Here is a 26,310-nt window from a genome sequence, read left to right as displayed (position 1 = left end):
CTTCAGCGGAAGCTGAAAACGTCCCCCCTCCGGCCCTCCGGGCCACCTCCCCCAGTGGGGGAGGATCTTCGACCTTAATCTTCCAGGCTCGCGAGCCTTGCCGCCTGGTCCTCGGCGATCAGCGGGTTGATGACGTCGTCCAAGGCCTCGCCCTCGATCACCTTGGTCAGGTTGTACAGGGTCAGGTTGATCCGGTGATCCGTCACCCGGCCTTGCGGGAAGTTGTAGGTGCGGATGCGCTCGGACCGGTCGCCGCTGCCGACCTGGCTCTTGCGGGCGTCCGAGCGGGCGGTGTCCAGGGCCTCGCGCTGCATGTCGTAGAGCCGGGCCTTCAGGTTCTTCATGGCCCGGGCGCGGTTCTGGTGCTGGCTCTTTTCCGAAGAGGTCACCACCACGCCGGTGGGCAGGTGGGTGATGCGCACGGCCGAGTCGGTCTTGTTGACGTGCTGGCCGCCGGCGCCGGACGAGCGGTAGGTGTCGATCCGCAGATCGCTTTCCTTGATCTCGATCTCGACGTCCTCGGCCTCGGGCAGCACCGCCACGGTGGCGGCCGAAGTGTGGATGCGCCCTTGCGCCTCGGTTTCGGGCACGCGCTGCACGCGGTGCACGCCGCTCTCGAACTTCAGCCGGCCGAACACGCCGTCGCCGGTGATCGAGGCGATGATTTCCTTGAAGCCGCCCATCTCGCCCTCGGAGATGCTGTCGACCTCGACGCGCCAGCCCTGGTTCTGGGCGTAGCGCTGGTACATGCGAAAGAGGTCGCCGGCGAACAGGGCGGCCTCGTCGCCGCCGGTGCCGGCGCGCACTTCCAGGATGGCCGAGGCGTTCTCGTCCTTGTCCTTGGGCGCCAGCATCAGGGCCAGCTCCCGCTCCATGACCGGCAGCTTCTCGTCCAGGGCGACGATCTCGTCGCGCACCATGGCGGCCATCTCGGGATCGGCGGCCATCTCGTCCAGCTCGGCGCGCTCGGCGCTCAGCTTGGCCAGGCGCTCGACGGCCTCGGCCACGGGACGCAGCTCGGCGTGCTCCTTGGAGAGCTTGACGATCTCGCCGCCATCGGTGGCCGCGCCCATGCGGGCCTCCACTTCGCGGAAACGGTCGAGAACCTGGTCGAGGCGGGCCTGGGGCAGTCGCAAGGGAAGAGATCGCACGGCTGAGGGATGGGGCCGGTCTCTCTAGGCCTTTTCGGGGGGGAATGGAATGGAGGCGGATGCTCGCCCGTATCCGGGAAAGCATCCGCTTTCGACGCTAGCGCGCCTTCCAGTCCGCCAGCGGGGTCGAGCCCTGCGCGGCCAGCACCGCCTCGGCGGCCTTGTCGCCCAGCACCTTGGCCTTCAGGAAGGCCACGCTGAGGGCCGAGGCCTCGTTAAAGCCCGGCGCCTCGGGGTGATAGGCCAGGCCATGGCCGATCCCCTTGCCGACCCACAGATACTTCTCGCCCGGCGCACTGGTCTCGAACGGATAGAGGTGCTCATGCCAGTCGGCGATCATGCCGGGCAGCACGTCCTGGTCGCCGGTGATCATCAGCACCGGCTTCTTGACGCTGGCGTAAGAGGTCGGCCCCACCAGCCCCTTGATGACGCCGGGGCTGGAAAAGCACAGGGCGGCCTTGGTCCGGGGATCCTGGGCCGGGATCATCCCCTCCATGGCCCCGGCGCGGATCAGCGACATCAGCGAACCATAGGAGTGGCCGGCCGAGGCCATCGGCAGGCCGGGCGCGGCCTTTTCGGCGTAATCGGTGGCGGCCGCCAGGTCGGCCAGGCGCAGCGGGAAGGCCGCGCGCAGGTCGTAGTCGGCGCGCTTGGGGTGCTTCTGGGAGTCGACATGCAGCGGCGCGACGATCATGAAGCCGGCTCCCGTCCACAGGTCGAGCAGCGCCTGATAGTGCGCCGGCCAGCCGCCCGCCCCGTGCGAGAAGATGATGATCCCCTTGGGCGCGTCGGGACGCAGGATGGTCAGCTCGACGTCGCGGCCGCCGACCTTGAGGGTGGTGTTCGAGGTCGCCGTCGCGGCGCGCGCCAGCAAAGGCGTCGCGGCGAAGGCCAGGGTCGCGGCCAGCAGGCCGCGGCGGTTGAGGATAAGCTTGGTCACGAAAAGCCCCACATGATCGTCTAGCGGGTACGCTTCGTCGGTTCGCGTCGATTGTCCAGGCTCAGAAGGCCGGCTTGACCTCGATCGTCGTCACCTGCCTCGCCGATTGTCCAGGCTCAGAAGGCCGGCTTGACCTCGATCGTCGTCACCTGCCTCGCCGAGCGCGACGGCTTGAGGTCGCCGTCCACCACGACGCGGTAGGGCCCCTCGCGGGCGTCCAGCGGCGCGCCGTTCTTGCGGTCGGCGATGACCACGGGATTGGTCCGGTAGAACGGGTCCGTCTCGGCCAGCGACAGGATCGAGACGTAGCCGTCGGCGGCCTTCACCAGCACCACTTGGTTCAGATAGCGCCCCATCAGCCGGTCGCCATGCACGACGCCGGCCTGGACGAGCGCCGCGTTCAGCAGCGCGCCCTCGTAGACCGCGCTCTTGCCGCCCTCGACCATGGTCGCCCTGGCGCGCGGCAGGGCGGCGAGGTCGGCGGGGGTCAGGACGATGCTGTCGCGCCCCTGCACCGTGACCTTGAGGTCCTGAGCGAAGGCGGCGGGGGCGAGCGCCAGGATGGTTGCGGCGATGGCGGCGGCGAGACGCATGGAAGAGGCTCCGTGAACGGCCGCGCGATCTGACTCCCCCGCCCCCATCGGCGCAAGTCTCAACCCCGCCAGCCGAACACTAGCGGCTTGGAAGCCTGGGCCAGGTCGCTCGGCGGGGTCTTGGGCGAGTGGCCGCCGAACAGGGTGGGATAGAGCGAGGCGACCAGCAGCACGGCCATGGTCACGTTGAACGTGCGCAGGATCGCCGGCCGGTCGAGGAAGCGCCGCAGGGCCATGCCGAAGCCCGCCCAGGCGGCGCTGCACGGCGCGCCGACCAGCATGAACAGGCCCGCCAGCAGCGGCACCACCATGACCCCGCCCCCCTCCGGCGCGTAGGTGGTCACCGCGCCCAGCGCCATGGCCCAGGCCTTGGGGTTGACCCACTGGAAGGCCGCCGCGGCCCAGAAGCCCATCGGCCTGCCGCCCGCCTCGCGGTCGGAAATCCCCCTGGCCGTGCCGATCTTCCAGGCCAGCCACAGCATGTAGGCCGCGCCCGCCCAGCGCAGGATCTCGTGCAGCACCGGCCAGGCCTTGAACACGCCGCCGAGGCCAAAGCCCATGGCCAGCACCATGACGCCGAGACCCAGGCTGATCCCCAGGATGTGCAGGATCGTACGGCGGAAGCCGAAGTTCGCCCCCGAGGCCAGCAGCATCATGTTGTTGGGACCCGGCGTGCCGGCCGTGGCGAAGGCGAACAGCATGAAGGCGAGGATCAGTTGCGGCGTCATCGGGACCTCCCTGGCGGAATGTCACGGTGATGATTTCGATTGATACATGAGTCAAAACTTATATTGATACAGTGACAATGTAGCCGGACCGCGCCGATGACCGCTCCCTGGACCCCCGCCCTGCCCGACGGCGGCGCCCCGATCTATGAGCGGCTGGTAGAGGCCCTGCGCGCCGACGTCGAATCCGGCGCCCTGCCAGCGGGAACCCGCCTGCCGCCGCAGCGCGACCTGGCCCATCGCCTGGGCCTGGGCCTGGGCACCGTCACCCGCGCCTATGTCGAGGCCGAGAAGGCGGGGCTGGTCAGCGCCCATGTGGGGCGCGGCAGCTTCGTCAACGCCCCGGGCGCCATCGCCGGCCCCCGTCGGCGGGAAGGTCCGATCAACCTGGCCCAGAACGTCGCCCTGAACTGGCCGGCCGCCCGGGTGATCGGCGACACCCTGCAGCGCCTGCGCCGCCGTCCCGACCTCGCCGACCATCTAGACTACGCTCCCGCCGCCGGGCTGGAGCGACATCGCCGCGCGGCCGCCGCGTGGCTGGCCCGCAGCGCCGGCTTCGAGAGCGCCGACTGGACGCGCCTGGTCTGCTGCGCCGGCGCCCAGCAGGGCCTGGCCCTGGCCTTCGGCGCGGCCGTCCGCCCCGGCGAGACGGTGCTGTGCGAGGCCTCGACCTTCCACGGCGTAAAGGCGCTCGCGACCCACGCCGGCTACCGCCTGCAGGGCGTGGCCATGGACGACGAGGGCTTGATTCCCGAGGCGCTGGAAGAAGCCGCCCGCCGCACCGGCGCCCAGGTCGTCGCCCTGCTGCCCACCCTGCAAAATCCCACCGGCCGGATCATGTCGCTGTCCCGGCGCGAGGCGATCATCGCCCTCGCCCGCCGCCTGGACCTGATCCTGATCGAGGACGATATCTACGGCGCCTACGCCCCCGGCGCGCCGCCGCCCCTGGCCGTGCTGGCGCCCGAGCGCACCTTCCACGTCTCGGGCGTGTCCAAGACCCTGGCCCCGGGCCTGCGCGCGGGCTTCGTGCTGGCGCCCAGCGAGGCGGCCCTGGAGCGGATCCTCGACACAATGCGCGCCATCGCCTATGCCCCGCCGGGCTTTGGCATGCTGATCGCCGGCCAGTGGATCGAGGACGGCACGGCCGACGCCATCCTGGCCGAGATTCGCGAGGAGACCGCCGCCCGCGTCGCCCTGGCCCGGTCGATCCTGGACGACGCCCTTTCCCCTCCCGCCTCGCCCACCGTTCCGCACCTGTGGCTGCCGATGAGCGAACTGGAGGCCGAGCGCCTGGCCGGGCGGGCCCTGCGCGGCGGGGCCGAGGTCACCCCGCCAGCCGCCCCGATCGTCGAGCCGGGCCTCGTCACCGGCGTGCGCCTGGCCCTGGGCGCGGCCGGTGACCGCGCCGAACTGGAGGCCGGCCTGCGCATCGTCGCCGCCGCCCTGACCGACGTGGACGAGCGCTCCCGCCCGGTGATCTGAGACGGTGTCGTGAACTCAACCCTTTCGCGGAACAAAGCTCTGCCATTCAACCGATGGCTTTGCTATGGCTCCGCACGTGGGGGCTGAGTTCCAGCCGGTTCACATCCTATGGAGCCGAAATGCGTCGTATCTTCCTGGTGGCCGCCATGGCCTCGCTCACGACCGCCTGCGTCAGCACGAGCGGCGGCGACACCGTTACTCAGATCCCGTCCGACATCTCCAAGACCGCCTTCGTCAAGGACATCACGGTCAACACCCCGACCGGCGCCAGCGAACAGTTCGAGACGGTCTTCAAGACCAGGGTCGGCGAGAAGCTGGCCAAGTGCGCCAAGGGCGAAAAGCCCCTGCTGCTGAAGGTCGAGATCACCAACCTGAAGAAGGCCAACGCGGCCATGACCGTGCTGGTCGGCTCGTCGAACAACATGGTCGGCGTGGCCAAGCTGGTCGACCCGGAAAGCGACAAGGTCGTCGCCGACTACGAGATCACCCGCTCGACGGGCGGCGGCGGCCTGATCGCCGCGGCGGCCATGTCGCAGGCCGAGGAGCAGCTGTCGTCGGGCTTCGGCGACGAGATCTGCAAGCGCGCCTTCATCAAGCGCTGAGCCTGAGCCGGAACGTCGAAGGGCGGATCCTGCCGGGCCCGCCCTTCTTCTTTGCCTGGACGCCGGACCTTACCTGGCGGCCAGGGCCTTGGTGAACGCCTCGTCGGCGAACAGGGTCTTGAAGTCGTCGGCCAGCGCCGCGCTCAGGGTCGCGGCGGCGTTCTTGCCCCCGGCGATCTGCACGGCCTTGTTGGCCTTGCCCTTCAGCTCGCGGGTGTAGAGCGTCTCGCCGCCGGCCAAGGTGACGGTGACCGTCAGGTCGACATTGGCGTCCGACTTGCCGGCCAGGATGCCGACGCCGAACTTGCTGTAGAAGGTCACGACCTTGGCTTCGACCTTCGGCCCGCCCGAGCCCAGACCGTAGCCGCGCTTCTTCAGCTCGGCCGACAGGGCGTCGCGCACGACGTCGGCGACCTCTTCCTTCGAGCGGATCGGCGCCATCTCCATGCCGTAACCATTGATCTTGGTCGAGATACGCTGGCGGTTGGTGGTGCGGGCGTCGACGGCGACGACGGTGACCTGGATCGATTCGGCGCCCGGCACGGCGGCGACCTCGGCCGGCGCGTACGGGATCGGCACGATCTCCTCGGTCGTGGCGCACGCCGTCAGGGTCGCGGCCAGCGCGACGATCGCAAGCATTCTCATATGGTAGAGCCCCCAGAACACGTAACGGCGCTATCGCCGGTTCGCGACCTTTCCGAGGGACGCGCGCATAAGTCAAGCTTGCGGCGAGAAACTACTCCGCCGCGATAGCCTTGGCGTCCTTGGCGGCCTGCAGCTCGGCCGCCTTCTTCTCCACCAGCTCGACGATATGGTCGATCATGCCGTCGTTGGACTGCTTGTGATCGGGCTTGCCGGCCATGTAGATCATGCCCGCCCCGGCCCCGCCGCCGGTGAAGCCGATATCGGTCATCAGGGCCTCGCCCGGGCCGTTGACCACGCAGCCGATGATCGACAGCGACATGGGCGTGGAGATGTGCGCCAGGCGCTCTTCCAGCTGCTCCACCGTCTTGATGACGTTGAAGCCCTGACGCGCGCAGGACGGACAGGCGATGATGTTGACGCCACGGTGGCGCAGGCCCAGCGACTTCAGGATGTCGAAGCCGACCTTGATCTCTTCCACCGGATCGGCGGCCAGCGAGACGCGGATGGTGTCGCCGATGCCGGCCCACAGCATCGAGCCCATGCCGATGGCGCTCTTGACGGTGCCGGTGCGCAGGGCCCCGGCCTCGGTGACGCCAAGGTGCAGCGGGCAGTCGATGGCCTCGGCCAGCTGCTGGTAGGCCGCCACGGTTAGGAACGGGTCGGACGCCTTCACCGAGATCTTGAACTCGTGGAAATCGTGATCCTGCAGAATCCTGGCGTGGTTCAGCGCGCTCTCGACCATGGCCTCGGGGCACGGCTCGCCGTAGCGCTCCAGCAATTCGCGTTCGAGCGAACCGGCGTTGACGCCGATGCGGATCGAGCAGCCGTGATCCTTGGCGGCGTTGACCACGTCTCGCACGCGGTCGGGGCTGCCGATGTTGCCCGGATTGATCCGCAGGCAGGCCGCGCCCGCCTTGGCCGCCTCGATGCCGCGCTTGTAGTGGAAGTGGATGTCAGCCACGAGCGGGACCTTCGCCTCGCGGGCGATGATCTTGAAGGCCTCGGTGCTTTCCACGTCGGGGCACGACACGCGCACGATATCGGCGCCCGCCTCCTCCAGCTGGCGGATCTGGGTCAGCGTCGCGGCGGCGTCGCTGGTCAGGGTGTTGGTCATCGACTGCACCGAGATCGGCGCATCGCCGCCGACCTCCACGCTGCCGACGCGAATCTTCCGCGACTTGCGACGCTCGATCATGCGCCAGGGACGGACGTGGGTGTGGTCTGCGGCCATGGCGCCAATCTAAGGGGTTTGGCGAAGGAACCCAAGGGCGTCACGGAAGCTTCGTGACGCCTTTGGGCCCGATCAGCGTCGGGGCGTCGTCGCGGTTGCGGGCGCGGCGACCGGCTTGGCCGGCGCGGGCGCCGGAACCAGCTTGGCCAGCGTGGTCTGCGGGGCCGACAGGCGGCCGGTCAGCACGCCGCCGGTGAAAACGTCGATCGAGGTCGGCTCGGAGACGTCGGCCACCAAGCCGGGGGTGCGCGGGATGCGGAAGGCGTCGCCGGCCGACAGCCAGCGGGTGAAATGGACCGCGCCGTCGGCGCCGCGCACCGTCAGAGAGGTCGACTTCCGGGCCTGCAGGATCACGCCCGTCGAATCGGCCGGAGCCGCGCCGTACATCGCGCCCTTGCCCTTGAACGGCGCGCCCAGGTTGGCGATCGCCTCGGGGGCGGCCTGGGCCTCGGCTTCCTTGCGGGCCTTGGCGGCGGCGGCCACGGCGTCGGCCGAACCGCCGGCGGCGGCGGCGGCTTCCAGGCCGGGGGTCACATAGGGCGCGGGCGTGGTCGATTCGGCCGGCGCCGGCAGCGGCGCGCCCAGCGACACCGCGCCGCCGGCCTGGGCCGCGACCGCCGTCGTCGCCGGAGCGGCGGGCGGGGCTTGCGAGGCCACCTGGGCCTTGGGCTCGGCGTCGTGGGTCATGGCGCGCTGGGCGACATTCCACAGCACGATGGCGCCGCCGACCAGCAGGCCGCCGGCCAGCAGCAGCCCAAGGCGCGGATCGCGCTGGCGATGCACGCCGATCGGCGCGCGCAGCGGCTCGGCGTCGTCGTGGGCTTCCAGCTTGAAGCGGGCCACGGCCGCCTCGGGATCCAGGCGCAGCAGGCCGGCCACCGCTTTGATGTAGCCGATGGTGAACGGACGCGACGGCAGCTCGTCCAGCCGCATGTCCTCCAGGGCCTCGATATAGGCCTGGCGGATGCGCGTGGCGTCGGCCACGTCCTGCAGGGTCATGCCATGGAACAGGCGGGCGGCGCGCAGGGCCTCGCCCAGATCGACGCCATGGTCGACCGACGGCTGCGCCGGCGGCGCGGCCGTGTCGTCACGATCGCCTTCGGCGACCAGACTCAGATGGCTCACCGTGCCCGTGTCGAGCGGCATGACGAACAGATCACCCCAGAAAATTCGCGTCGCACGAGAGTCCGACCGATATGCGCCGACCCTAGTCGGCATTCGTTAACATTGAATTGTGGATATCAAAGTAAGTGGCCGGATTCAATGAGCTAAACTTGGCCGCAAGGTTAACCGGCCGTCAGTCTAGATGGCGACATAAAGCTTCCTGGCCAAGGTTTCGATCTCGCCCCTGAGGGAACCGCCCGACCCCTTCAGCAGGGCCTCGACATTGCGCCTGGCCGCCTCGCGATCGCACGACAGCACCATCTGCTTGACCGGACCGATGCCGGCGGGCGGCATGGACAGGCGATCGAAACCCAAGGCCACCAGGGCGAAGGCCTCCAGCGGGCGCCCCGCCATCTCGCCGCACACCGACACCGGCGTGCCGGTATCCTCGCAGGCCTGCTGGATGGTCTTCAGCGCCCGCAGGGCCGCCGGCGACAGCGGATCGTAGCGGTCCGACACCCGTGGATTGCCCCGGTCGGCGGCGAACAGGTACTGCATCAGGTCGTTGGTGCCCACCGACACGAAGTCGGTCATCGGCAGCAGCGCGTCCAAATGCCACAGAAGCGACGGGGCCTCGACCATCGCGCCGACGTCCAGGCGGGCGGGCGCGGGCCGGCCGCGTTTCAGGGCCCAGGCCACTTCCTGGTCGACGAAGGCGCGGGCGGCGCGGAACTCGTCCACATTGGCCACCAGCGGGAACATGATCCGCAGCTCGCGGCCGTTGGCGGCCTTGATCAGGGCGCGGATCTGCAGGCGCAGCAGGGCCGGACGGTCCAGGCCCATGCGCACGGCGCGCCAGCCCAGGGCCGGATTGTCCTCGCGCTCCAGCTCCATGTACGGCAGCAGCTTGTCGCCGCCGAGGTCGAGCGTGCGGAAGGTCACCGGCATGCCGTCGGCCGCCTCCAGCACCTTCTCGTAGAGCGAAGTCTGAGCCTCCAGCCGGGGCATTTCCTCGGCGACCATGAACTGGAACTCGGTGCGGAACAGGCCGATGCCCTCCGCCCCCGTCTCGCCCAGGATGTCGAGGTCGACGGCCAGGCCAGCGTTCATCAGCAGGGTGATCTTCGAGCCGTCGCGGGTGAAGGCCGGCGTGTCGCGCAGGCGGGCGAACTCGGCCTTGCGCTGGGCGCGGACCTCCATCCGGGCCTTCAGCGCCTTGACCACGTCGGGGCGCGGCCGCAGCCAGGCCTCGGCCGTCTCGGCGTCGACGACCACGGGGTCGCCCTCGCTGACCCGGTCGCGCAGGCCGGCCAGGCGGCCCACGCACGGGATATCCAGCGCCCGGGCCACGATGCCGGCATGGCTGGCGGCGCTGCCCTCTTCGAGCAATATGCCCTTCAGCTTGGTGCGGTCGTATTCCAGCAGGTCGGCGGGACCCAGGTTCCGGGCGATCAGGATCGCGTCCTCGGGCAGCTGGCGCACGGCGTGGACGTCGCCCGACAGGTGGCGCAGCAGCCGGTCGTTCAGGTCTTCCAGGTCGTGCAGCCGCTCGCGCAGATAGGGGTCGCGGGCCTGGCCCAGGCGCGCGCGGTGCTCCGAGCGCACGCGCTCGACGGCGGCCTCGGCGGTCAGACCCGAGCGCACGGCCTCTTCCAGACTGCGGTTCCAGCCCCGGTCGTGGGCGAACATGCGGTAGGTCTCGAGCACCTCGTACGAAGCGCCGACCAGGCCATGCTGGCCCTCCAGCATCTCGTCGATCTGGGTCTGCAGGGCCTCGACGGCGTATTTGAGCCGCGCCTCCTCGGCCAGGGCGTCGTCCGACAGCAACTGCTCGGGGGCCACGGGCTGCTCGTGCAGCACGGCCACGCCATAAGCCAGACCTTCCGCGAAGCGCGAGCCCTTCAGGCGCTCTGGCTTGTGCGGGGCCAGCTCGACGTCCTTGAGTTCGTCGGCGCCCAGCAGCTCGCTAGAACTGACCATTTCGGCCAGCACCATGGCGATGATCTGCAGGTCCTCGACCTCCTCGTCCTCATAGACCCGCTCGGTGCGGTTCTGGACGACGAGCACGCCGATCGCCCGGCCGCCGCGCAGCAGCGGCACGGCCAGGAAGGCGTGATAGGGATCCTCGCCCGTTTCCGGACGGTACGAGAACTGCGGGTGGCTGGCGGCGTCCGACAGGTTCAGCGGGCGACCCAGGCGCATGGTCTCGCCGACTAGGCCCTCGCCCGGCTTCATCCGCGTCACGTGGACGGCGTCGCGCGACAGGCCTTCGGTGGCGAACAGCTCCAGATCCCCGGAAGCGCGGCGCAGATAGATCGAGCAGACTTCGGCCACCATCGAGATGGCGATGGTGCGCACCACCATGTCGAGCTTGGCCTGGGCGGGTCCGCCGCCGGCCATGGCCTCGCGAATCTGGCGAAGCAGGCTTCTGGGTCCTCGAACGGCGATGCCGGGGCCTGCCATGTCGCCTGTCGTGCGCTCCCTTGGTTCCGACGCGGGCAAGCGCGTCGTCCTGTCATGGGCGCTATAGCAGATTTCGCGCCCCGCACAGTGCGCCGGCACGGTTTTCCTTTACCTAAGGGCGTAAAAAACGCCGCCCCTCCGGGAAGGGGCGGCGCATTGCCTAGCTTGGCGGCGATCCGCTTAGCGGCGCTGACCGTAGTAGTCGTAGCCGGTGTTGTAGCGATCGCCCTGGTAGCGGCGGTTGTCGCGACGGTCGTAGCGGTCATAGCCGTAGCGGTTGTCGCTGTAGTACGGACGACGGTTGTCGTAGCGGCTGCTGTAGCGGTGATGACGCTTGTCCTTGGCGGTGGCCGCGCCGATGGCGCCGCCGGCCAGGGCGCCGACCGCGATCGCGCCGCCGTCGCCGTCGCCCAGCATGGCGCCGGCCGCGCCGCCCAGGACAGCGCCCAGGATCGCCCGCTCGGTCTTGTTGCTCTTGCCGCGATCGCCGGCGAAGGCGGCCGAGGCGGGCATGACCAGAGCGCCGGCGATGGCGGTGCTGATGGCGATCTTGCTGAACTTACCGAAGGTCTTCATGGCATTTGCTCCTTGTTCCAGAAGCGTCGCCAATCCCGAGGGCGGCGCTGTTGAGGACCTTTATGAGCCTTGCCGTTTGAACCCAGCCTGAACGCGGTCGTTCATCTTCGCGTCAGGTTTTTTCGGGCGCCTTTCGACACCTATCCACCCGCAAAATCCCCGCGAAAGCGGGGACCCAGGTGTTTTATCGTCGAGCGCCGTGGGTGGCAGAAAAGGCCTGGGTCCCCGCTTTCGCGGGGATTTTACGGAGGAAAGACTGTCACTCCCCTGCGTGAACCGCCGACGGGCGATGCAGCCGCACCGACCAGATCACGCCGGCCAGCATCAGGACGATCGCAGCTCCCTCCAGCAGGTGGGGCCAGCGGCCCTCGTGCAGGAAGCCGTAGAGCAGGGCGAACAGGGTCTCGAACACGATCAGCTGGCCCGAAAGCGACAGCGGCAGCACGCGGCTGGCGGCGTTCCACAGGCCGTTGCCGATCACCGAAGCCCCGATGGCGACGGCGAAACTGACCATCCAGAACCAGGTCCAGGCCGCCGGCGGATGGCTCTTGCCGCCCAGCATGAAGGCCGGAACCACCAGCGCCAGCGACAGCAGGCCCGTGGCCAGGCCCGTCAGCAGCGACCACTCGTGGCTGCTGAACTTGGGCGTGGCGGCCAGGCGGCGGGCGTTCCAGACGGCGTAGGCGGTCCACACCGCCAGGGCCAGGGTCGCGCCCAGCACGCCCAGGACCAGCTTGCCGGCCGGCGCGCCCGAAGGCGCGGTGAACACCGCCACGTTGATGCAGACGCCGCCGGCGATGATCAGGGCCAGCGGCGCGGCCAGGGACTTAAGGGGCGTGCCCTCCCCCCTGCGCGCGCCGGCCAGGGTGATGGTCACCGGCAGAAGGCCGATGATCAGCGAGGCCAGGGCCACGCCCGCCGTCTGCACCGCGACCGACAGGCCCACATAGTAGACGAGGTTGCCCAGCAGGCTCAGCAGGGCCAGATCGCGCCAGTCGCGCGCGTCCATCCGCGCCATCACCGACTTCCAGGTCGGCGCCAGCAGCACGGCGGCGGCCAGGCCGTAGGCGATGTAGCGTCCGGCGGTCATCTGCAGCGGCGTGAAGGCGTCCAGCAGCTTGGGGGCCAGGAACACACCGCCCCACAGGGCGCCGGCGAAGAGGCCGTACAGAAGGCCGAGCAGGAGGTTCCGGGGACTGATCATGGCCCGGACCTAGCAGGCGCGCGCGGCCATGGCTTTGGCGAAAGCTCCTGAAGATCGGGCGAAGGCTCCTAGCGCCGCCCCTTGCGCCAGGCCGCCGGCGTCACGCCCAGGACCGCCTTCATCCGCCGGGTCAGCGTACTCTGGTCGCCGTGGCCCGTACGGGCGGCGATCTGCGCGATCGAGAGGGTCGGATCGTCCAGCAACTGCTGAGCGGCCCGCAGCCGCGCGTCGCTCAGGGCCGTGTGCGGGGTCGCGCCATAGGCGGCGGCGAAGCGGTCGAAGAACCGGCTCTGGCTCATGCCCGCCTCAGCGGCCAGGTCGCGGACAGTGAGCGGCTGGTGATAGCGGGTCTCGATCATCGCCGCGGCGCGAGCCAGGCGCGGATCGACGGCGGCCGGGCCGCTCGACAGGCCGCGCAGCAGCAGCGGCGTCCAAAGGCCCGCGACGCCGTCGTCAATGCCGCCCGGCGCTTCGCCCGAAAGGAACGACAGCAGGCCGCGCACCGGGCTGGTGACGCAGGCGAACGGCTTGTCCCGCAGGCGCTCGAACGGCGCCATCAGGCAGGCGCCGATGTCGGCCACCACGAACAGGTTCTCGCCGTCGGCGGCGCAGACGTGGCGCGTGCCCGGCGGGATCACCGCGGCGCTGCCCGGATCGACCCGGCCGCCCTTGCCGTCGATCTCGATCTCCAGCACGCCCCGGCGCGGCAGCACGATCTGGTCGAAGTCGTGGGCGTGCGAGATCGCCTCGACGCTGTAGCGCCGGAAGGAGAGCTCTGCGGGGGCGGTCAGGTCGTGGCCCATGACCCGACTATAGCGAACTCAGCCGTGGCCCGGCAGGGCCAGGGGCTCCTCGGCGTCCATGACCAGGCGGCGAGCCTGCTGCAGGGCCGCATCGATGTCGCTCTCGATGAACTCGACCTGCAGGTCGGTCAGAGGGTGCGGAGCGGCGATGACATTGCGCAGGTAATCGCGCTTTTCCGGCTCGGTCATGGTCCACCAGCCGACGGTGTGGCCTTCCTCGATCACGGCGTCGCCCATGGCCAGAAGGTCGTCGGTGTCGAAGATCGGCTGGCCGGGCTTTTCCGGGAACCACTGGCCGTCGTCGGGCAGGGCCTGGTCCAGCTGGCGCAGCAGGGCCGCCAGCCACGGGCTGACCAGCAGCGGCTTCTCATAGCCGTCGCCGAACTTGGCGCGCAGCAGCAGGTCGTAGAGCAGCTCGAGGCCGGCGTCGCCGTGGAAGGTGACGGTCTTTGCGGCGGGATCGAACTTGAAGACGTCGGGCATGGGACTCTCGAAGGCTGGTGCGCCTTCCATAACGTCAGAGCACGACGTTTAGGCAACGATCGGCTCCCTCGAACCCGTACGGGTGCGAGGGAGCCGGGATCCTTACAGCTGGTCCAGGCCGTACACGGCGTGCAGGGCGCGGACGGCCAGTTCGGTGTAGGCCGCGTCGATCAGGACCGAGATCTTGATCTCCGAGGTCGAGATGACCTGGATGTTGATGTTCTTCTCGGCCAGGGCCGCGAACATCGACTGGGCGACGCCCGCGTGGCTGCGCATGCCGACGCCGATCACCGACACCTTGGCCACGTCCTCGTTGACGGCCACGTCCTCGAAGCCGATCTCGGCCTGGGCCGAGCGGACGATCTCGACGGCGCGCGTGGCGTCACGCTTGCCGACGGTGAACTCCATGTTGGCGGTGTCGGCGCTGCGGGCGCGCGACTGCACGATCATGTCGACGTTCACATTGGCGTCGGCCAGGCGGCCGAAGATGGCCGAGGACACGCCCGGATGGTCGGGCAGGCCCAGCAGGGTGATCTTGGCTTCGTCGCGGCTGTAGGCGACGCCCGAGACGATGCGCTTTTCCATGATTTCTTCCTCGTCGCAGACGATCGTACCTTGGCCCGGGGCTTCGCCCGGCTCGACGAAACTCGACAGCACCCGCACCGGCACGCGATGGGCCATGGCCATCTCGACCGAGCGGGTCTGCAGCACCTTGGCCCCCAGCGAGGCCATTTCCAGCATCTCTTCGTAGCTGATCTTGGCCAGGCGCTTGGCCTTGCTCTCGATCCGCGGGTCGGTGGTGTAGACCCCGTCCACGTCGGTGTAGATGTCGCAGGCGCCCTTCACCGCGGCGGCGATGGCCACGGCGCTGGTGTCCGAACCGCCACGGCCCAGCGTGGTGATGCGGCGCTTGGGCGTCACGCCCTGGAAGCCGGCGATGACGGCGATCTCGCCGGCCTCGAAGCACTCTTCCAGGTTCTCGGGCGGAATCTCTTCGATCCGGGCGCGGCCATGGGCCTCGTCGGTGATGATCGGCACCTGCCAGCCCAGGAACGAGCGGGCCTTGTGGCCCATGTTGCGCAGGGTCATGGCCAGCAGGCCGGCGGTCACCTGCTCGCCCGACGCCACGACGGCGTCGTACTCGTCGTCAGACTCCGGCAGGCCAGCGGCGGCGCGGCCGGCTCCGTCCGTCCAGGCGACCAGTTCGTTGGTCTTGCCCGACATGGCGGAAACGACGACGGCGACCTGCTTGCCCGTGGCGACTTCCGCGGCGACCAGGCGCGCCACCCGGCGGATGCGCTCCAGGTCGGCCACCGAGGTGCCGCCGAACTTCATCACCAGACGTGACACGTCTCTAAATCCTCGAACCAAAGCGGTTTTTTCTTGCGCCTGCGCGGCTGGAACCCGTCCCTCCGCGCAAGCCCGCGCCTTCTAGCGGGGCCTCGGCGCAACGGCAATGTCGCGCCGGTGTCTTTTTTCTCGCAGCATGGCGCGAAAAATTGGCCGTGCTAGATACCGGACCATGACCAGCGCCGCCCCCGACACCGCAGGAAGCACGCCCAACTGGAGCATCGACCCCGCCGACGTGGCGCGGTTCTCGGCCATCGCGGCCGAGTGGTGGGACCCCAAGGGCAAGTTCGCGCCGCTGCACGTGTTCAATCCCTGCCGCCTGGCTTTCATAAGGGAGCAGGCGCTGGAGCGGTTCGGCCGCGACGGAAACGAACGCGCGCCGTTCGAGGGCCTGACCCTGATCGACATCGGCTGCGGCGGCGGCCTGCTGTCCGAGCCGATGGCCCGCCTGGGCTTTTCCGTCACCGCCATCGACGCCTCGGAAAACAACATCAAGACCGCCGCAGCCCATGCGAGCGAACAGGGCCTTTCCATCGGCTACCGCCCGGCCACCGCCGAGCAGCTGCTAGCCGAGGGCGCTGGCCCCTTCGACGTGGTGCTGACCATGGAGGTCATCGAGCACGTGGCCGATCCGGGCGCCTTCCTGCGCACCTGCTCGCAGCTGCTCAAGCCCGGCGGCCTGATGATCGTCGCCACCCTGAACCGCACGCTGAAAGCCCTGGCCCTCGCCAAGATCGGCGCCGAGTACGTGCTGCGCTGGGTGCCCCCCGGCACCCACGAGTGGAAGCAGTTCCTCAAGCCCGAGGAGCTGCGCGCCTTCCTGGCCGGCGAGCCGGTTCAGATGCACGGCCCGTTCGGCGTGGCCTACAACCCGCTGACCGGCCGCTGGAGCCGCTCCACCGACGTCGACATCAACTACATGATGACGGTCACCAAGCCGGCGGCGTGACGGCGAACAAGGTTCGCGGTATGTTTCCTGCCGCGATGACCAAGTTCGAGACCATCGAGATCGAAAGCCGGGTCGTGGACAATGTCCGCGAGCTCGCCCGTCAACGTGGCGCGAGCTTTTCCGAGGCCATCGACGTCGCCGTCCGCGAAACGCTGGAGCGCGATCGGGCGAAGACAGACGACGACGCCGAAATCGACCTCGACGAAGTCGCCGCCATCGCCGCTCGCTTCCAGGCCCTTCCGGAACGCGCGCCCATGCCATCGGACGCCGACTTCTACGACGCCGACGGCCTGCCCCGTTGATCGTCGTCGACGCCTCCGCCATCGTCGCCATCCTGCTCGGAGAACCCGAGGCCGTCGACTTCACCGCGAGGCTGCGGGACGAACCCGGCGACCGCCTGATGTCGAGCGTGAACTACTGGGAGACCCTTGCACGTGCCGAAGTCGCCAAGGGCGAGATCGGCCGTCTCGAAGCCGAGAGCCTTCTCAAAGCCCTACGGATCAAGATCATGCCGGTCGACGCCGCCGATACCCGGCTGGCCATCGACGCTTTCATACGCTTTGGCCGACGCACGCCGGCCGGGTTGAACCTCGGCGACTGCTTCGCCTACGCCCTGGCCGCGACGCACGGCGGCGCCCTGCTCTACAAGGGCGACGACTTCTCGCGCACAGACCTGCGATCGGCCCTGAATGAGGCTTGACGGCGGATCGCCGAAGGCCAACCTCGGGCTGTAACCCTCGGAGCCTCCCGTCATGTCCGTCCTGCTGCTCGCCCTCGCCGCCGCCCTGCCCGTGCTGGCCGGGGATTTCGACGGGGACGGCAAGGCCGACCAGGCGCGGCTGGAACCGCGCGGCGGGGCCCATGTGCTGGTGGTCGAGCGCGGCGCGGCGCCCGGCAAGCCGCAGACCGTGACCATGGTGGCCGACGCCGCCGGCTTCTTCATCGCCGCCCAGCCGCCCGGGACCTATCCCACCACCTGCGCCAAGGACGTGGGCGCGCCGTGCGCCGCCGGCGAGCCGCGACAGGTCGAGCTGAAGGCCCCCGCCCTGTCGTTCGGGACTAAGGAAGCCTCCCTGGCGGTCGCGGTGTGGACGGGCGATCGCTTCGCCGTCACCTGGCTGAACGACTGATACGCGCCTTTCCGGGAACCTTGGCCTTCGCCGCGACTTATTCCGCCGCAGGGACTTTGAACCCGGACCGGACGTCTTGTGGGGCGGGACGTCGGTTCGGTCGTCGGAACGGAGACTTCCCCATGACTTCCCGCCGCATGGCTTGGCTGATGGCCGGCGCCGTCGCCATCAGCACGGCCGCGCCCGCTCTGGCGCAGGACGCCGGCTACCAGCAGCAGCTGCGCACCTACGAAGAGCAGCGCTCGTCCTACGAGGCCCGCCGGGCCGACTACGACAGCCGCCAGGCCCAGTACGACGCCGACCGCACCGCCTACGAGCGCGCCCGCAGCGACTATGACCGCCGCTATGGCTCGGGCGCCTACGACCGGCGCTATCCGGACGAGGCCCGCCGCTGGCGCACGCCCGCCTACCCGACCAGCAACGACTATTACGGCGAGCAGCGCCAGTTCGAGGCCGATCGCGCCGCCTACGAGCGCGCCCGCGACCGCTACGATGCCCGCAACGGCCGAGGCGCCTACGATCGCCGCTATCCCGACGAGGCCCGGCGCTTCGACACCACCGGCTACGACAACCGCTACGCCGACGACTACGACGCCCAGCGCCGCCAGTGGGAATCCGACCGCGCCGAGTACCAGCGCGCCCGCGACGACTACGACCGCCGCTACGGCCGCGGGGCCTATGATCGCCGCTATCCGAACGAGGCGGGCCGCTGGGACGATGGTCCCCCGACGCCGCCGCCTGCCTATGCCGCCGGTTCGGGCCTGTCGGGCGGCTATGCCGATCCCTGCCGTGACGACGCCAAGCGCAACGCCACCGCCGGCGGCGTGATCGGCGCCCTGGCCGGGGCGGTGATCGGCTCCAACGTCGCCGCTCGCAACGCCCGCACCGAAGGCGCGGTGCTGGGCGCCCTGGCCGGCGCCGGCGTCGGCGCGGCCATCGGCAACTCGGCGGCCAAGGCCCGGTGCGACAGCCGCGGCCAATACTGGTCCTACGAGGACACCGTGCCCTATCGCGAAAGCGCCGAGTATCGCGACCGGGCCGGCGGCTATTCGGAATGGAATCGCTACAGCGAGCGCAAGTGCCGCCTCGCCCCGGCCCAGACCGAATACCAGGGTCGCAACGAGACCCGCTATGTCCGCGTCTGTCCCGACAGCGACAACCGCTATCGCCTCGAAGGCTGACGGTGCGCTGAAGCTTCTCGTCGGGCGCCCGACATAGAACCGACACGGAGCTTCGGCGTTATTCCCCGCAAGGGACACGAACACACGCTCTCAAACGGAGGTCGCCATGCGCGCCCAAATGAAAACTCTCGTCGTCGCGGTCGGCCTTGCCTTCGCCGCGTCCACCGTCGCCGTCACCGCCGCCGAGGCCCAGCAGCGCCGTGAGCGCGTCCTGGTCTGCAAGAGCACCAAGAAGGCGCGCAACAAGGGCACGGTGATCGGCGGCCTCAGCGGCGGCGCGCTCGGCGCGGCCGTGGCCGGCAACGGCGCCAAGACCGAGGGCGCGATTCTCGGCGGCGTGGTCGGCGCGGTCGCCGGCAACCAGATCGCCAAGAAGAATTCCAAGAAGAACTGCCACTACGAGTACCGCTACCGCTAAGCGAAGTATGCTGCTCGGTCGGATCGCCCGCCCCTCACGGGGCGGGCTTTTTCGTGGGCGCTTGAACCGATCGGTCGATCGGCGGCCGATGCGAAGCCGCATCGTTCAAGCCGCCCGTCTCGCCACGCGCCATGGTCGCCCGACACAGCCCGCGAGGAAGACGACCATGGCCGAGAGCCTGACCATCCAGACTGACGACGGCAGCTTCCAGGCCCTCGTGGTCCGCCCCGACACCAGCGGACCCGCGCCGGTGGTCGTGGTCGTGCAGGAGATCTTCGGCGTCAACGCCGGCATCCGCCTGATCGCCGCCGAGTACGCCGTGCAGGGCTTCATCGCCGTCTGCCCCGACCTCTTCTGGCGCACCGAGCCTGGCCTCTCGATGTCGGAGAACAGCGAAGAGAACTGGAAGAAGGCCCTCGACATCTACGGCGCCTACGATTTCGACCAGGGCGCGGCCGACGTGCTCAAGACGGTCGAGGCCGCGCGGACCATAGCCGGCGGCAACGGCAAGGTCGGCCTGACGGGCTATTGCCTGGGCGGGCTGATGACCTTCCTGGGGGCCGCCCGCGGCGCGCCCGACGCGGCCGTGGCCTACTACGGCGGCGGCACCGAGCGCTATGTCGGCGAGGCCGACGGCGTGAAGGCGCCGCTGCTGATGCACTTGGCCGGCGACGACGAGTTCATCGGCCCCGAGGCCCGTGCGACCATCGTCGAGGCCCTGGCCGGCCGCCCGAACGTCGAAGTTCACGTCTACCCCGGCCGCAGCCACGCCTTCGCGCGCCCCGGCGGCAACCACTACGACAAGGCTGACGCCGAGACCGCCAACGGCCGCACCCTGGCGTTCTTCAAGGAAAAGCTGGGCTAGCGATCAGCGGTCGGGGCAGAACGACGTCTCCGAGGCGTCCTCCTGCGGCAGGAAACGCCAACCGAGGCCGAAGCGTCCATGGGGCGGGTTCAAGCCGTTGGCCCAATCGAAGCGTCCCAGGAAGCTGACGCCCTCCCGCCCGAAGGCGGCGCAGGGCGGACGCTTGCTGCAGCGCCCAGCGGTGATCGCGACCGGATCGAACGCGACGCACTCGATCGCCCCGATCAGGAAGAACCTGTCGCCATCACCGTAGAGGCTGAGCGTGCTGAGCTCGCTCGGGCCGCCGTTGGCCAGCGCCACAGAGGTCGTCTTGCCGCTCGCGCCGCGCAGCACGAAGGTGCGGCGTGAGACCGGCCATTTCGTCGCGCGATAGTCTTCGCGCACCGTCACCAGAGCGCCGCTGAAGCCAAGTTGGTGCGACGCCGCGAACACCTTGGGACGCGCAGCCGAGGTTGATGGCCCGGCCGCTCCGAGCGCCCCGGCGACCGCCAAGGGAATCAACCACAGCCTGAAATTCTGCATCCACTCAAACTGATCGACGATTGCGGCGCGCACAACGGCGAGGTCTAGTTGACGTCCGTCTTCTTCGGCGGGGCCGGCGGCAGGGCGGCGATCCTGACGCCATCCTCCAGCAGGGCCTTGACCTCCTTGGGCGAGGCCTCGCCGTAGATGCCGCGCTCCTCGGACTTGCCATCGTGGATGTCGCGGGCCTCCCTGGCGAAGCGGTCGCCCACATAGTCGAAGTTCTCCTCGACCTCGCGGCGCACCTCGCTCATGGCGGTCATCATCATCTCGCGCATGCGGGCGTCGGGCTCCGGCGTCGAGCGCTGCGCCTTCGTACCCGCAACGGCGGGGGCCATGATCTGCTTGCGCACGCCCGTCGAGCCGCAGACGGGGCACTCGACGAGGCCGCGGGCGGCCTGGTCGTCATAGTCGCTCGACGAGCCGAACCAGCCTTCGAACTCGTGCGCATGGTCACAGGCGAGCGCGTACTTGATCATGGTCTGGATATGAGGTCAGGGACCCGTGAATTCACGGGCGTTGGCCAGGACCGGGATGGCTGCGCGAGCCTTGTCGGCGGCAGGAAGATCGAGGTCGGCGATCAGCACGCCCGGCTCGTCGTGATCGAGCTTGCCGAGCACCTCGCCCCACGGACCGATGGCGATCGAACGGCCCCAGGTGCCGCGTCCGTCCTCGTGGAAGCCGCCCTGGGCGGCGGCGATGACGAAGGAGCCGGTCTCGATGGCCCGGGCGCGCAGCAGCACCTCCCAGTGGGCCTCGCCGGTGGGACGGGTGAAGGCGGCCGGCGCCGTGATCACCTTGGCCCCGGCCAGCGCCAGGGCGCGGTGCAGGGCCGGAAAGCGCATGTCGTAGCAGATGGTCAGGCCGAAGGCGGCCAGGGGCGTGTCGACCACCACCGCCCGTTCGCCGGGGGTGTAGGTCGCCGATTCTTTCGCCGTCTCACCATTGGGAAGCTGCACGTCGAACATGTGCAGCTTGTCGTAGGTCGCGACGACGGCGCCGGTCGGGTCGATCACGGCCTGACGATTGGCGGCCTTTCCATCCTCGCGCAGGACCAGGGCCGAGCCGACGTCGATCCAGGTTCCGGTCTCGGCGGCGATGGCCCGCAGGCCGTTCACCACCGGATCGTCCTCCAGCGCCGTCAGCGTCGGAAGCAGCCTGGCGCGGTCCTTCTGCAGGACGTTGGTGCACTCAGGCGTCAGCACGAAGCGGGCGCCCTGCGCGATCGCCTCGCGGACCAGCGGGGCCACATGGGCCAGCGCCGCCGCGTGAGTCGCGGGCGTGCGGGTCTGGATCAGACCGACGCGCAGAGCTCCCCCCGGGCCGCTCATGCGGCCAGCAACGGGTCCAGCTTGCCCTCGCGCTCCAGCGCCATCATGTCGTCGCAGCCGCCGATGTGCTGCTCGCCCACGAAGATCTGCGGGAAGGTGTTGCGGCCGGAGCGGTCCATCATCTCCTGGCGCAGCTTGGGGTCCATGCCGGCTTCGATCTCGGTGAAGTCGGCGCCCTTGTCGTTGAGCAGCTTCAGGGCGCGGGCGCAGTAGCCGCAGAAGGGACGGGTGTAGATGGTGACCTTGGCCATTTCGGTTCCAAAGGGTTGGATTCCCGCCCTCATATAGGACGGCTTCTCATTTCTGTAACGCGCGCGACGACGGTCAGATCGACAGCCGAGGCTCCGGCCGCCAGCAAGGCCCTCGCGCAGCCTTCGGCGGTGGCCCCCGTGGTCAGCACGTCGTCGACCAGAAGCACACGCTTTCCCTCGATCTGACGCCGTTTCGACTCAGGCACGACGAAGGCGGCGGCGACGTTGCGGCGGCGGCCGTCGGCCGACTTGCCGCCCTGGCTGGCGGTGTCGCGCTTTCTCACCAGCGCGTCGGCCAGATAGGGCCGCCCGGCCGCGCGGGCCAGCGGCCGGGCGATCTCGGCGGCCTGGTTGTAGCGGCGGCGCAGCAGGCGGGCCGGGTGCATCGGCACGGGGACCACCGCCTGCGCCGTCTCCAGCAGGTCAGGCGCGGCGCGCGAGATCCAGCGGGCGAACAGGCCCGAGAGATCCGTGCGGTCGGCGTGCTTGAGCTTCAGGACGAGATCGCGGGAATGCTCGTCGTAGAGGCAGGCGGCCCTGGCCCGCGCGAAGGCCCTGGGCCGCGCCAGGCAAAGCGCGCACAGCGGCTCGCCCTGGTCGAATGGGAACGGCGCGCCGCAGCCGTCGCAGACCGGTCCGTCGAGGAAGACGATGCGGCTCCAGGCTCCGGCCGACAGCCCCGGCGTCAGGGCCGGCTCGCCGTCGAAGGCGCGCGGCGGCAGGATCAGGTCCAGCAGACCTCTTCCAAGGCCCATGAGACGCGGCCCGGGTTTCCATCGGGAGAAGGAATCGCCATGTTCCACCCGCATGACCAGTTCGCCCCTCCTCTTCGACCGCGACCTTCTCCGGGCCCGCCTCGACCGCGCCGCGCCCAACTTCGGCCAGGCCGGTTTCCTCAAGGCGCGCGCCGCCGGTGACGCCGTCATGCGGCTGGAGGCGATCCTGCGGGAGTTTCCGGTCGCCGTCGATCTCGGAAGCCGAGACGGCGCTTTCCGCGCGGCGCTGTCGAAAAGCGACGCCGCCGGCAAGATCGGCCTCTTGATCGACACCGACCTGTCGGCCCGGATGCTGGCCAGTCGCGGCGGCGCCAGCGTGGTCGCCGACGAGGAGCGCCTGCCGTTCGGCGACGAGACGCTGGACCTCGTGGTCTCGACCCTGGCCCTGCACTGGACCAACGACCTGGTGGGCGCGCTGATCCAGATCCGCCGCGCCCTGAGGCCCGACGGCCTCTTCATCGGCGCCCTGTTCGGCGGGGCCACCCTGACCGAGTTGCGCCAGTCGCTGATGGCGGCCGAGGACGAGATCGCCGGCGGCGTCTCGATGCGCGTCTCGCCCTTCGCCGACACGGTCGACGCGGCGGGCCTGCTGCAGCGCGCCGGCTTCACCCTGCCGGTGGCCGACGTCGACCGGGTCAAGGTGCGTTACGCCCACCCGCTCGGCCTGCTGCAGGACCTGCGCCGCATGGGCGAGACCAGCGTGCTGCTCGACCGCTCGCGCAAGCCCCTGACCCGCCAGCTGCTGTTTCGGGCGCTGGAGATCTATCAGGAGCGCTTCGCCGAAGCCGACGGCCGCGTGCCCGCGACCTTCGAGATCGTCACCGCCACGGGGTGGGCGCCGCACGACAGCCAGCAGAAGCCGCTGCGGCCAGGCTCGGCCAAGATGCGGCTGGCCGATGCTCTTGGCGTCAAGGAGCAGCCGGTGGGGGACAAGGCGGGGTCCTAGGAGGGCCGGAGGGGACCTCGTCCTTCCCTCCGTCCCGTGCATACTCGCCACAACACGCCATCCAGGATTCCGCCTTGTCCGGCCGCTACCGCTTCGAGCGCTTCATCCTCGACCTTGGCGAACGCCGGCTGACCCGTGACGGCGAGCCCGTGACGATCAACGCCCGCTATCTGGACGCCCTGGCCCTGCTGGTCCGCGAGGACGGGCGGCTGGTCAGCAAGGAGCGGTTCCTCGACGAGGTCTGGGCCGGCGTGCCGGTCACCGACGAAGCCCTGACCCAGTGCGTGCGCAGCCTGCGCCGCCTGCTGGACGACCCGGCCGCCAACCCGCGCTTCATCGCCACCGTGCCCAAGCACGGCTACCGCTTCGTCGCGCCGGTGGAGCGGCTGGAGACCCAGGCGTCAGTCCCCGCCTCGCCGCCAGAACCCCAACCCCGCCCCGCCTGGTCGGCCACCCTGCTGCTCGGCGCGGCCGGAACCGCCGGCGGCGGCGCGGCAGGCGCGATCGGCGGGATCGCCTACGGCTTCGTCGGCGCGGCCCAGGCCTCGCAGGCCGGCGGCAGTTCGGTGCTGCTGGTGATGCTGGCGCTGTGCGTGCTGGTCGGCCTGACCGGCGGCCTGGGCGTCGGCTTCGGCATCGCCCTTTCGAGCCGCGCGCCCGGCCCCTGGTGGCGAAGCGCCGTCGGCGGCGCGCTGGGCGGGCTGGTCATCGGGGCGGCGTTCAAGCTCTTGGGACTGGACGCCTTCAACCTGCTGTTCGGCCGCGCGCCGGGCGGCATAGCCGGCGCCTTCGAGGGTCTGCTGGTCGGCGCGGCGGTCGGCCTCGGCGCGGGCCTGGCCCGCACCCGGTCGCTTCGGCGCGGCATGGCCCTGGCCGGCCTTTACGGCGCGGCGATGGGGGCCGCCGTCCCGCTGCTCGGCGGTCGCCTGATGGCCGGCAGCCTGGACCTGCTGGCGCGAAGCTTTCCCGGCTCGCGCCTGCGCCTGGACGCCATCGGCGCGCTGCTTGGCGAGCAGGGCCTGGGCCTGGCCAGCCTGGTGCTGACCGGCGCGGTCGAGGGCCTGCTGTTCGGAGCCTGCGTCGTGGGCGCGATGCGGTGGGCTGAGAGCCGGCGCCTGGGCCAGCCCCCTGCCCGTCACATCAGCTGACCAGGAAGGTCGCCGCCGCGCGGGCCCTGGCGTCGCGCGCCGGCCCGACCACCACCGCGCCGTTGCGGTGCATCAGATAGCCCCCGTCCGGGGCCTGGAACGACACGCCCTTGCCGCCCGCCAGGCCCTTGACGCGCTTGAAGCGCGCAGCCCCGTCGCCCGGCCCGACCGTCACCTTGCCGCCCTCGACCCGCAGCGCCTGGCCAGGCTGCAGGATCGGCTCCAGCCACACCCCGCCGGCGCCCGCCTTCTGGCGCAGCTGGGTGGCGGCCAGCGGCCCCTCCCCGACGCTCACCGCCCCGCCGTCCACGCGCAGGAACGCGCCAGGCTGGTCAGCCGGCGAAAACCGGTCGGGGATCTCGCCAGCCCCGGCCGGCACGCCGAAGTCCGGCGTCCCGTCGGGCTTGTAGTAGAGGCGCTGCACGCGCGTATGGCGGTTGGGATCGAACAGGGGGTCGCCCTTGATCGCCTTGTAGTCGCGGCCGTGGAACACCAGGACGTCGCGGCCCTGCTCGTCCACCGTGAACGAGTTGTGGCCAGGGCCCCAGACGCGGGTCTCTTCGGACGAGACCAACACCGGGACGGGCGACTTCGTCCACGAGCCCTGCGCCATCAGGTCGGCGTCCGCATCGGCGGTCAGAAGGCCAAGGCAGTAGCGGTCGTCGGTGGCGCTGGCCGAATAGGCGATGAACACGCGGCCGTTGCGGATCAGCACCGCCGGCGCCTCGGCCACCTTGAAGCCGCGGATCTCCCAGTCGAGGGTCGGCACGGTCAGGCGGGTCGGCGCCTCGCCCAGCGTCAGCGGCGTGGCCAGCGGCGCGAGGTAGAGATTGCTGTTGGTGTCGATCCCCGGCTCCTTCTGCGCCCAGCAGAAATAGCGCACGCCCTTGTGGTGAAACACCGTGGAGTCGAGGGTGAAGGTGTCCCAGGGGGTCTCGACCTTGCCCAGCAGCTCCCACTGGCCGGCCATGGCGTCGGGACTCTTGCAGCGTATGGCGTAGGTGCGGATGCGGAACGGCTGATCCTTGTCGCCGGCCGCGAAATACATGTGCCAGGCGCCGTCGAACCAGTGCAGTTCGGGCGCCCAGATGTAGCCGCCCAGCTTGCCTTCCGTCGGCCGACGCCAGACGACGACTTCCTCGGCGTCGGTGAAGCCGGCCAGGGTGCGCGAGCGGCGGATGATCAGCCGGTCGTACTCGGGGACCGAGCCGGTCAGGTAGTAGTAGCCGTCAATATGCTTGAAGACCTGGGCGTCGGCGCGCTGGCGCACGACCGGATTGATCAGCGGCCCGGGCTCGGCGGCGGCGTGGGCCGCGCCGGCGATCCCGCCGAAGGCCAGGGCCCCGGCGCCGGCCAGCAGGACGCGGCGCGAGGGCTGCAAATCCAAGGTCTCCACGGTCGTCTCCTTCCCAGCCACGTCGCGTCGTTGCGCGATTTGTCT

General features: G+C 70.0%; 30 protein-coding genes. 11 read left to right on the top strand and 19 right to left on the bottom strand.

The genetic code is table 11. The features are described from left to right. Positions 1 to 74: 74 nt before the first annotated feature. The 4 genes from prfA to DDF67_RS01505 form a co-directional block, all read right to left on the bottom strand. Positions 75 to 1,136 (bottom strand): peptide chain release factor 1, encoded by a 1,062-nt coding sequence (gene prfA, locus DDF67_RS01520; protein WP_109099203.1) that lies wholly within the window; start codon positions 1,134 to 1,136, stop codon positions 75 to 77. A gap of 112 nt (positions 1,137 to 1,248) precedes the next feature. Then, positions 1,249 to 2,091, bottom strand: coding sequence for an alpha/beta hydrolase (locus DDF67_RS01515; protein WP_109099273.1), 843 nt, complete (start codon positions 2,089 to 2,091; stop codon positions 1,249 to 1,251). 116 nt (positions 2,092 to 2,207) lie between these two features. Beyond that, the gene (locus DDF67_RS01510; protein ID WP_109099202.1) at positions 2,208 to 2,684 is read right to left on the bottom strand and encodes a molybdopterin-dependent oxidoreductase; all 477 of its coding nucleotides are present in this window, start codon (positions 2,682 to 2,684) and stop codon (positions 2,208 to 2,210) included. Positions 2,685 to 2,743: 59 nt separating this feature from the next. Beyond that, a complete protein-coding gene (locus DDF67_RS01505; RefSeq protein ID WP_109099201.1) occupies positions 2,744 to 3,412 on the bottom strand; it encodes a LysE family translocator in 669 nt (222 codons plus the stop codon). A 96-nt stretch (positions 3,413 to 3,508) separates the two neighbouring features. On the opposite strand from DDF67_RS01505, the gene DDF67_RS01500 reads away from it, so the two are divergent. Continuing rightward, positions 3,509 to 4,891, top strand: coding sequence for an aminotransferase-like domain-containing protein (locus DDF67_RS01500; RefSeq protein WP_109099200.1), 1,383 nt, complete (start codon positions 3,509 to 3,511; stop codon positions 4,889 to 4,891). 119 nt (positions 4,892 to 5,010) lie between these two features. After that, positions 5,011 to 5,493 (top strand): hypothetical protein, encoded by a 483-nt coding sequence (locus DDF67_RS01495; protein WP_109099199.1) that lies wholly within the window; start codon positions 5,011 to 5,013, stop codon positions 5,491 to 5,493. 69 nt (positions 5,494 to 5,562) lie between these two features. Here DDF67_RS01495 and DDF67_RS01490 read toward each other — a convergent pair whose 3' ends face one another. The 9 genes from DDF67_RS01490 to DDF67_RS01450 all read right to left on the bottom strand — a co-directional run bounded on the left by DDF67_RS01490 (position 5,563) and on the right by DDF67_RS01450 (position 15,352). Next, positions 5,563 to 6,132, bottom strand: coding sequence for a YajG family lipoprotein (locus DDF67_RS01490; protein WP_158277970.1), 570 nt, complete (start codon positions 6,130 to 6,132; stop codon positions 5,563 to 5,565). Positions 6,133 to 6,229: 97 nt separating this feature from the next. After that, the gene (gene ispG / locus DDF67_RS01485) at positions 6,230 to 7,369 is read right to left on the bottom strand and encodes a flavodoxin-dependent (E)-4-hydroxy-3-methylbut-2-enyl-diphosphate synthase (protein ID WP_109099197.1); all 1,140 of its coding nucleotides are present in this window, start codon (positions 7,367 to 7,369) and stop codon (positions 6,230 to 6,232) included. Between the two features lie 72 nt (positions 7,370 to 7,441). Then, positions 7,442 to 8,515: a helix-turn-helix domain-containing protein gene (locus DDF67_RS01480; RefSeq protein ID WP_109099196.1), complete on the bottom strand. Its 1,074-nt coding sequence runs from the start codon at positions 8,513 to 8,515 to the stop codon at positions 7,442 to 7,444. Positions 8,516 to 8,671: 156 nt separating this feature from the next. After that, a complete protein-coding gene (ptsP, locus tag DDF67_RS01475) occupies positions 8,672 to 10,936 on the bottom strand; it encodes a phosphoenolpyruvate--protein phosphotransferase (protein WP_109099195.1) in 2,265 nt (754 codons plus the stop codon). A 180-nt stretch (positions 10,937 to 11,116) separates the two neighbouring features. Further along, positions 11,117 to 11,512: a hypothetical protein gene (locus DDF67_RS01470; protein WP_109099194.1), complete on the bottom strand. Its 396-nt coding sequence runs from the start codon at positions 11,510 to 11,512 to the stop codon at positions 11,117 to 11,119. 259 nt (positions 11,513 to 11,771) lie between these two features. Then, the gene (locus tag DDF67_RS01465) at positions 11,772 to 12,716 is read right to left on the bottom strand and encodes a DMT family transporter (protein ID WP_109099193.1); all 945 of its coding nucleotides are present in this window, start codon (positions 12,714 to 12,716) and stop codon (positions 11,772 to 11,774) included. Positions 12,717 to 12,784: 68 nt separating this feature from the next. Next, positions 12,785 to 13,519, bottom strand: coding sequence for a helix-turn-helix domain-containing protein (locus DDF67_RS01460; protein WP_109099192.1), 735 nt, complete (start codon positions 13,517 to 13,519; stop codon positions 12,785 to 12,787). Between the two features lie 18 nt (positions 13,520 to 13,537). Continuing rightward, a complete protein-coding gene (locus tag DDF67_RS01455) occupies positions 13,538 to 14,002 on the bottom strand; it encodes a hypothetical protein (RefSeq protein ID WP_101718247.1) in 465 nt (154 codons plus the stop codon). Between the two features lie 102 nt (positions 14,003 to 14,104). After that, a complete protein-coding gene (locus tag DDF67_RS01450) occupies positions 14,105 to 15,352 on the bottom strand; it encodes an aspartate kinase (RefSeq protein WP_109099191.1) in 1,248 nt (415 codons plus the stop codon). 172 nt (positions 15,353 to 15,524) lie between these two features. On the opposite strand from DDF67_RS01450, the gene ubiG reads away from it, so the two are divergent. From ubiG to DDF67_RS01415, 7 genes are all read left to right on the top strand, one after another. Continuing rightward, positions 15,525 to 16,301, top strand: a complete 777-nt coding sequence (gene ubiG, locus DDF67_RS01445; protein ID WP_109099190.1) for a bifunctional 2-polyprenyl-6-hydroxyphenol methylase/3-demethylubiquinol 3-O-methyltransferase UbiG — start codon at positions 15,525 to 15,527, stop codon at positions 16,299 to 16,301. Next, positions 16,298 to 16,603, top strand: coding sequence for a type II toxin-antitoxin system VapB family antitoxin (locus tag DDF67_RS01440; protein ID WP_146197926.1), 306 nt, complete (start codon positions 16,298 to 16,300; stop codon positions 16,601 to 16,603). Before ubiG ends, DDF67_RS01440 begins: the two co-directional genes overlap by 4 nt. Further along, a complete protein-coding gene (locus DDF67_RS01435) occupies positions 16,600 to 17,001 on the top strand; it encodes a type II toxin-antitoxin system VapC family toxin (protein WP_199229112.1) in 402 nt (133 codons plus the stop codon). Before DDF67_RS01440 ends, DDF67_RS01435 begins: the two co-directional genes overlap by 4 nt. Before the next feature lie 52 nt (positions 17,002 to 17,053). Next, positions 17,054 to 17,431: a hypothetical protein gene (locus DDF67_RS01430; protein WP_109099188.1), complete on the top strand. Its 378-nt coding sequence runs from the start codon at positions 17,054 to 17,056 to the stop codon at positions 17,429 to 17,431. Positions 17,432 to 17,553: 122 nt separating this feature from the next. Beyond that, the gene (locus DDF67_RS01425; protein ID WP_109099187.1) at positions 17,554 to 18,612 is read left to right on the top strand and encodes a glycine zipper 2TM domain-containing protein; all 1,059 of its coding nucleotides are present in this window, start codon (positions 17,554 to 17,556) and stop codon (positions 18,610 to 18,612) included. Between the two features lie 106 nt (positions 18,613 to 18,718). Further along, the gene (locus DDF67_RS01420; protein WP_109099186.1) at positions 18,719 to 19,030 is read left to right on the top strand and encodes a glycine zipper 2TM domain-containing protein; all 312 of its coding nucleotides are present in this window, start codon (positions 18,719 to 18,721) and stop codon (positions 19,028 to 19,030) included. 166 nt (positions 19,031 to 19,196) lie between these two features. After that, positions 19,197 to 19,895, top strand: a complete 699-nt coding sequence (locus DDF67_RS01415; protein ID WP_109099185.1) for a dienelactone hydrolase family protein — start codon at positions 19,197 to 19,199, stop codon at positions 19,893 to 19,895. Between the two features lie 3 nt (positions 19,896 to 19,898). Here DDF67_RS01415 and DDF67_RS01410 read toward each other — a convergent pair whose 3' ends face one another. From DDF67_RS01410 to DDF67_RS01390, 5 genes are read right to left on the bottom strand one after another with little or no spacing between them, the layout of a single operon-like run. Then, on the bottom strand, positions 19,899 to 20,450 hold the full coding sequence (locus DDF67_RS01410; RefSeq protein WP_146197925.1) for a hypothetical protein: 552 nt from the start codon (positions 20,448 to 20,450) through the stop codon (positions 19,899 to 19,901). 11 nt (positions 20,451 to 20,461) lie between these two features. Continuing rightward, positions 20,462 to 20,896, bottom strand: coding sequence for a DUF1178 family protein (locus DDF67_RS01405; protein WP_109099183.1), 435 nt, complete (start codon positions 20,894 to 20,896; stop codon positions 20,462 to 20,464). Between the two features lie 15 nt (positions 20,897 to 20,911). After that, complete coding sequence (locus tag DDF67_RS01400; RefSeq protein ID WP_109099182.1) at positions 20,912 to 21,748, bottom strand: carbon-nitrogen hydrolase family protein; 837 nt, start codon at positions 21,746 to 21,748, stop codon at positions 20,912 to 20,914. Next, entirely contained in the window at positions 21,745 to 21,999 is a 255-nt protein-coding gene (grxC, locus tag DDF67_RS01395; RefSeq protein ID WP_109099181.1) for a glutaredoxin 3, read from the bottom strand. The genes DDF67_RS01400 and grxC overlap by 4 nt, the downstream gene beginning before the upstream one ends. A gap of 29 nt (positions 22,000 to 22,028) precedes the next feature. Continuing rightward, a complete protein-coding gene (locus tag DDF67_RS01390) occupies positions 22,029 to 22,808 on the bottom strand; it encodes a ComF family protein (RefSeq protein WP_408608561.1) in 780 nt (259 codons plus the stop codon). On the opposite strand from DDF67_RS01390, the gene DDF67_RS01385 reads away from it, so the two are divergent. Both DDF67_RS01385 and DDF67_RS01380 read left to right on the top strand, forming a co-directional pair. Further along, on the top strand, positions 22,807 to 23,721 hold the full coding sequence (locus DDF67_RS01385) for a methyltransferase domain-containing protein (protein ID WP_109099179.1): 915 nt from the start codon (positions 22,807 to 22,809) through the stop codon (positions 23,719 to 23,721). The two genes, DDF67_RS01390 and DDF67_RS01385, sit on opposite strands and share 2 nt — an antisense overlap. A 74-nt stretch (positions 23,722 to 23,795) precedes the next feature. After that, positions 23,796 to 24,869 (top strand): winged helix-turn-helix domain-containing protein, encoded by a 1,074-nt coding sequence (locus tag DDF67_RS01380; RefSeq protein WP_158277969.1) that lies wholly within the window; start codon positions 23,796 to 23,798, stop codon positions 24,867 to 24,869. Here DDF67_RS01380 and DDF67_RS01375 read toward each other — a convergent pair. Further along, positions 24,862 to 26,265, bottom strand: coding sequence for a family 43 glycosylhydrolase (locus tag DDF67_RS01375; protein WP_233247498.1), 1,404 nt, complete (start codon positions 26,263 to 26,265; stop codon positions 24,862 to 24,864). The genes DDF67_RS01380 and DDF67_RS01375 overlap by 8 nt on opposite strands. Positions 26,266 to 26,310: the final 45 nt, after the last annotated feature.

The sequence above is a fragment of the Caulobacter endophyticus genome, from assembly GCF_003116815.1.
Classification (GTDB): Bacteria; Pseudomonadota; Alphaproteobacteria; order Caulobacterales; family Caulobacteraceae; genus Caulobacter; species Caulobacter endophyticus.
The sequence above is the reverse complement of the archived record's forward strand: the minus strand, read 5'-3'. Positions and strand labels throughout refer to the sequence as shown.

Coding starts and splice junctions, on each gene's coding strand:
- ptsP (WP_109099195.1), bottom strand. CDS start 10,936: ATGGCAGGCCCCGGCATCGCCGTTCGAGGACCCAGAAGCCTGCTTCGC.
- DDF67_RS01400 (WP_109099182.1), bottom strand. CDS start 21,748: ATGAGCGGCCCGGGGGGAGCTCTGCGCGTCGGTCTGATCCAGACCCGC.
- DDF67_RS01505 (WP_109099201.1), bottom strand. CDS start 3,412: ATGACGCCGCAACTGATCCTCGCCTTCATGCTGTTCGCCTTCGCCACG.
- DDF67_RS01415 (WP_109099185.1), top strand. CDS start 19,197: ATGGCCGAGAGCCTGACCATCCAGACTGACGACGGCAGCTTCCAGGCC.
- DDF67_RS01390 (WP_408608561.1), bottom strand. CDS start 22,808: ATGCGGGTGGAACATGGCGATTCCTTCTCCCGATGGAAACCCGGGCCG.
- DDF67_RS01490 (WP_158277970.1), bottom strand. CDS start 6,132: ATGCTTGCGATCGTCGCGCTGGCCGCGACCCTGACGGCGTGCGCCACG.
- DDF67_RS01470 (WP_109099194.1), bottom strand. CDS start 11,512: ATGAAGACCTTCGGTAAGTTCAGCAAGATCGCCATCAGCACCGCCATC.
- DDF67_RS01495 (WP_109099199.1), top strand. CDS start 5,011: ATGCGTCGTATCTTCCTGGTGGCCGCCATGGCCTCGCTCACGACCGCC.
- DDF67_RS01385 (WP_109099179.1), top strand. CDS start 22,807: ATGACCAGTTCGCCCCTCCTCTTCGACCGCGACCTTCTCCGGGCCCGC.
- DDF67_RS01465 (WP_109099193.1), bottom strand. CDS start 12,716: ATGATCAGTCCCCGGAACCTCCTGCTCGGCCTTCTGTACGGCCTCTTC.
- DDF67_RS01405 (WP_109099183.1), bottom strand. CDS start 20,896: ATGATCAAGTACGCGCTCGCCTGTGACCATGCGCACGAGTTCGAAGGC.
- DDF67_RS01480 (WP_109099196.1), bottom strand. CDS start 8,515: ATGCCGCTCGACACGGGCACGGTGAGCCATCTGAGTCTGGTCGCCGAA.
- DDF67_RS01460 (WP_109099192.1), bottom strand. CDS start 13,519: ATGGGCCACGACCTGACCGCCCCCGCAGAGCTCTCCTTCCGGCGCTAC.
- DDF67_RS01425 (WP_109099187.1), top strand. CDS start 17,554: ATGACTTCCCGCCGCATGGCTTGGCTGATGGCCGGCGCCGTCGCCATC.
- ispG (WP_109099197.1), bottom strand. CDS start 7,369: ATGGCCGCAGACCACACCCACGTCCGTCCCTGGCGCATGATCGAGCGT.
- DDF67_RS01430 (WP_109099188.1), top strand. CDS start 17,054: ATGTCCGTCCTGCTGCTCGCCCTCGCCGCCGCCCTGCCCGTGCTGGCC.
- DDF67_RS01500 (WP_109099200.1), top strand. CDS start 3,509: ATGACCGCTCCCTGGACCCCCGCCCTGCCCGACGGCGGCGCCCCGATC.
- grxC (WP_109099181.1), bottom strand. CDS start 21,999: ATGGCCAAGGTCACCATCTACACCCGTCCCTTCTGCGGCTACTGCGCC.
- DDF67_RS01420 (WP_109099186.1), top strand. CDS start 18,719: ATGCGCGCCCAAATGAAAACTCTCGTCGTCGCGGTCGGCCTTGCCTTC.
- DDF67_RS01455 (WP_101718247.1), bottom strand. CDS start 14,002: ATGCCCGACGTCTTCAAGTTCGATCCCGCCGCAAAGACCGTCACCTTC.
- ubiG (WP_109099190.1), top strand. CDS start 15,525: ATGACCAGCGCCGCCCCCGACACCGCAGGAAGCACGCCCAACTGGAGC.
- DDF67_RS01510 (WP_109099202.1), bottom strand. CDS start 2,684: ATGCGTCTCGCCGCCGCCATCGCCGCAACCATCCTGGCGCTCGCCCCC.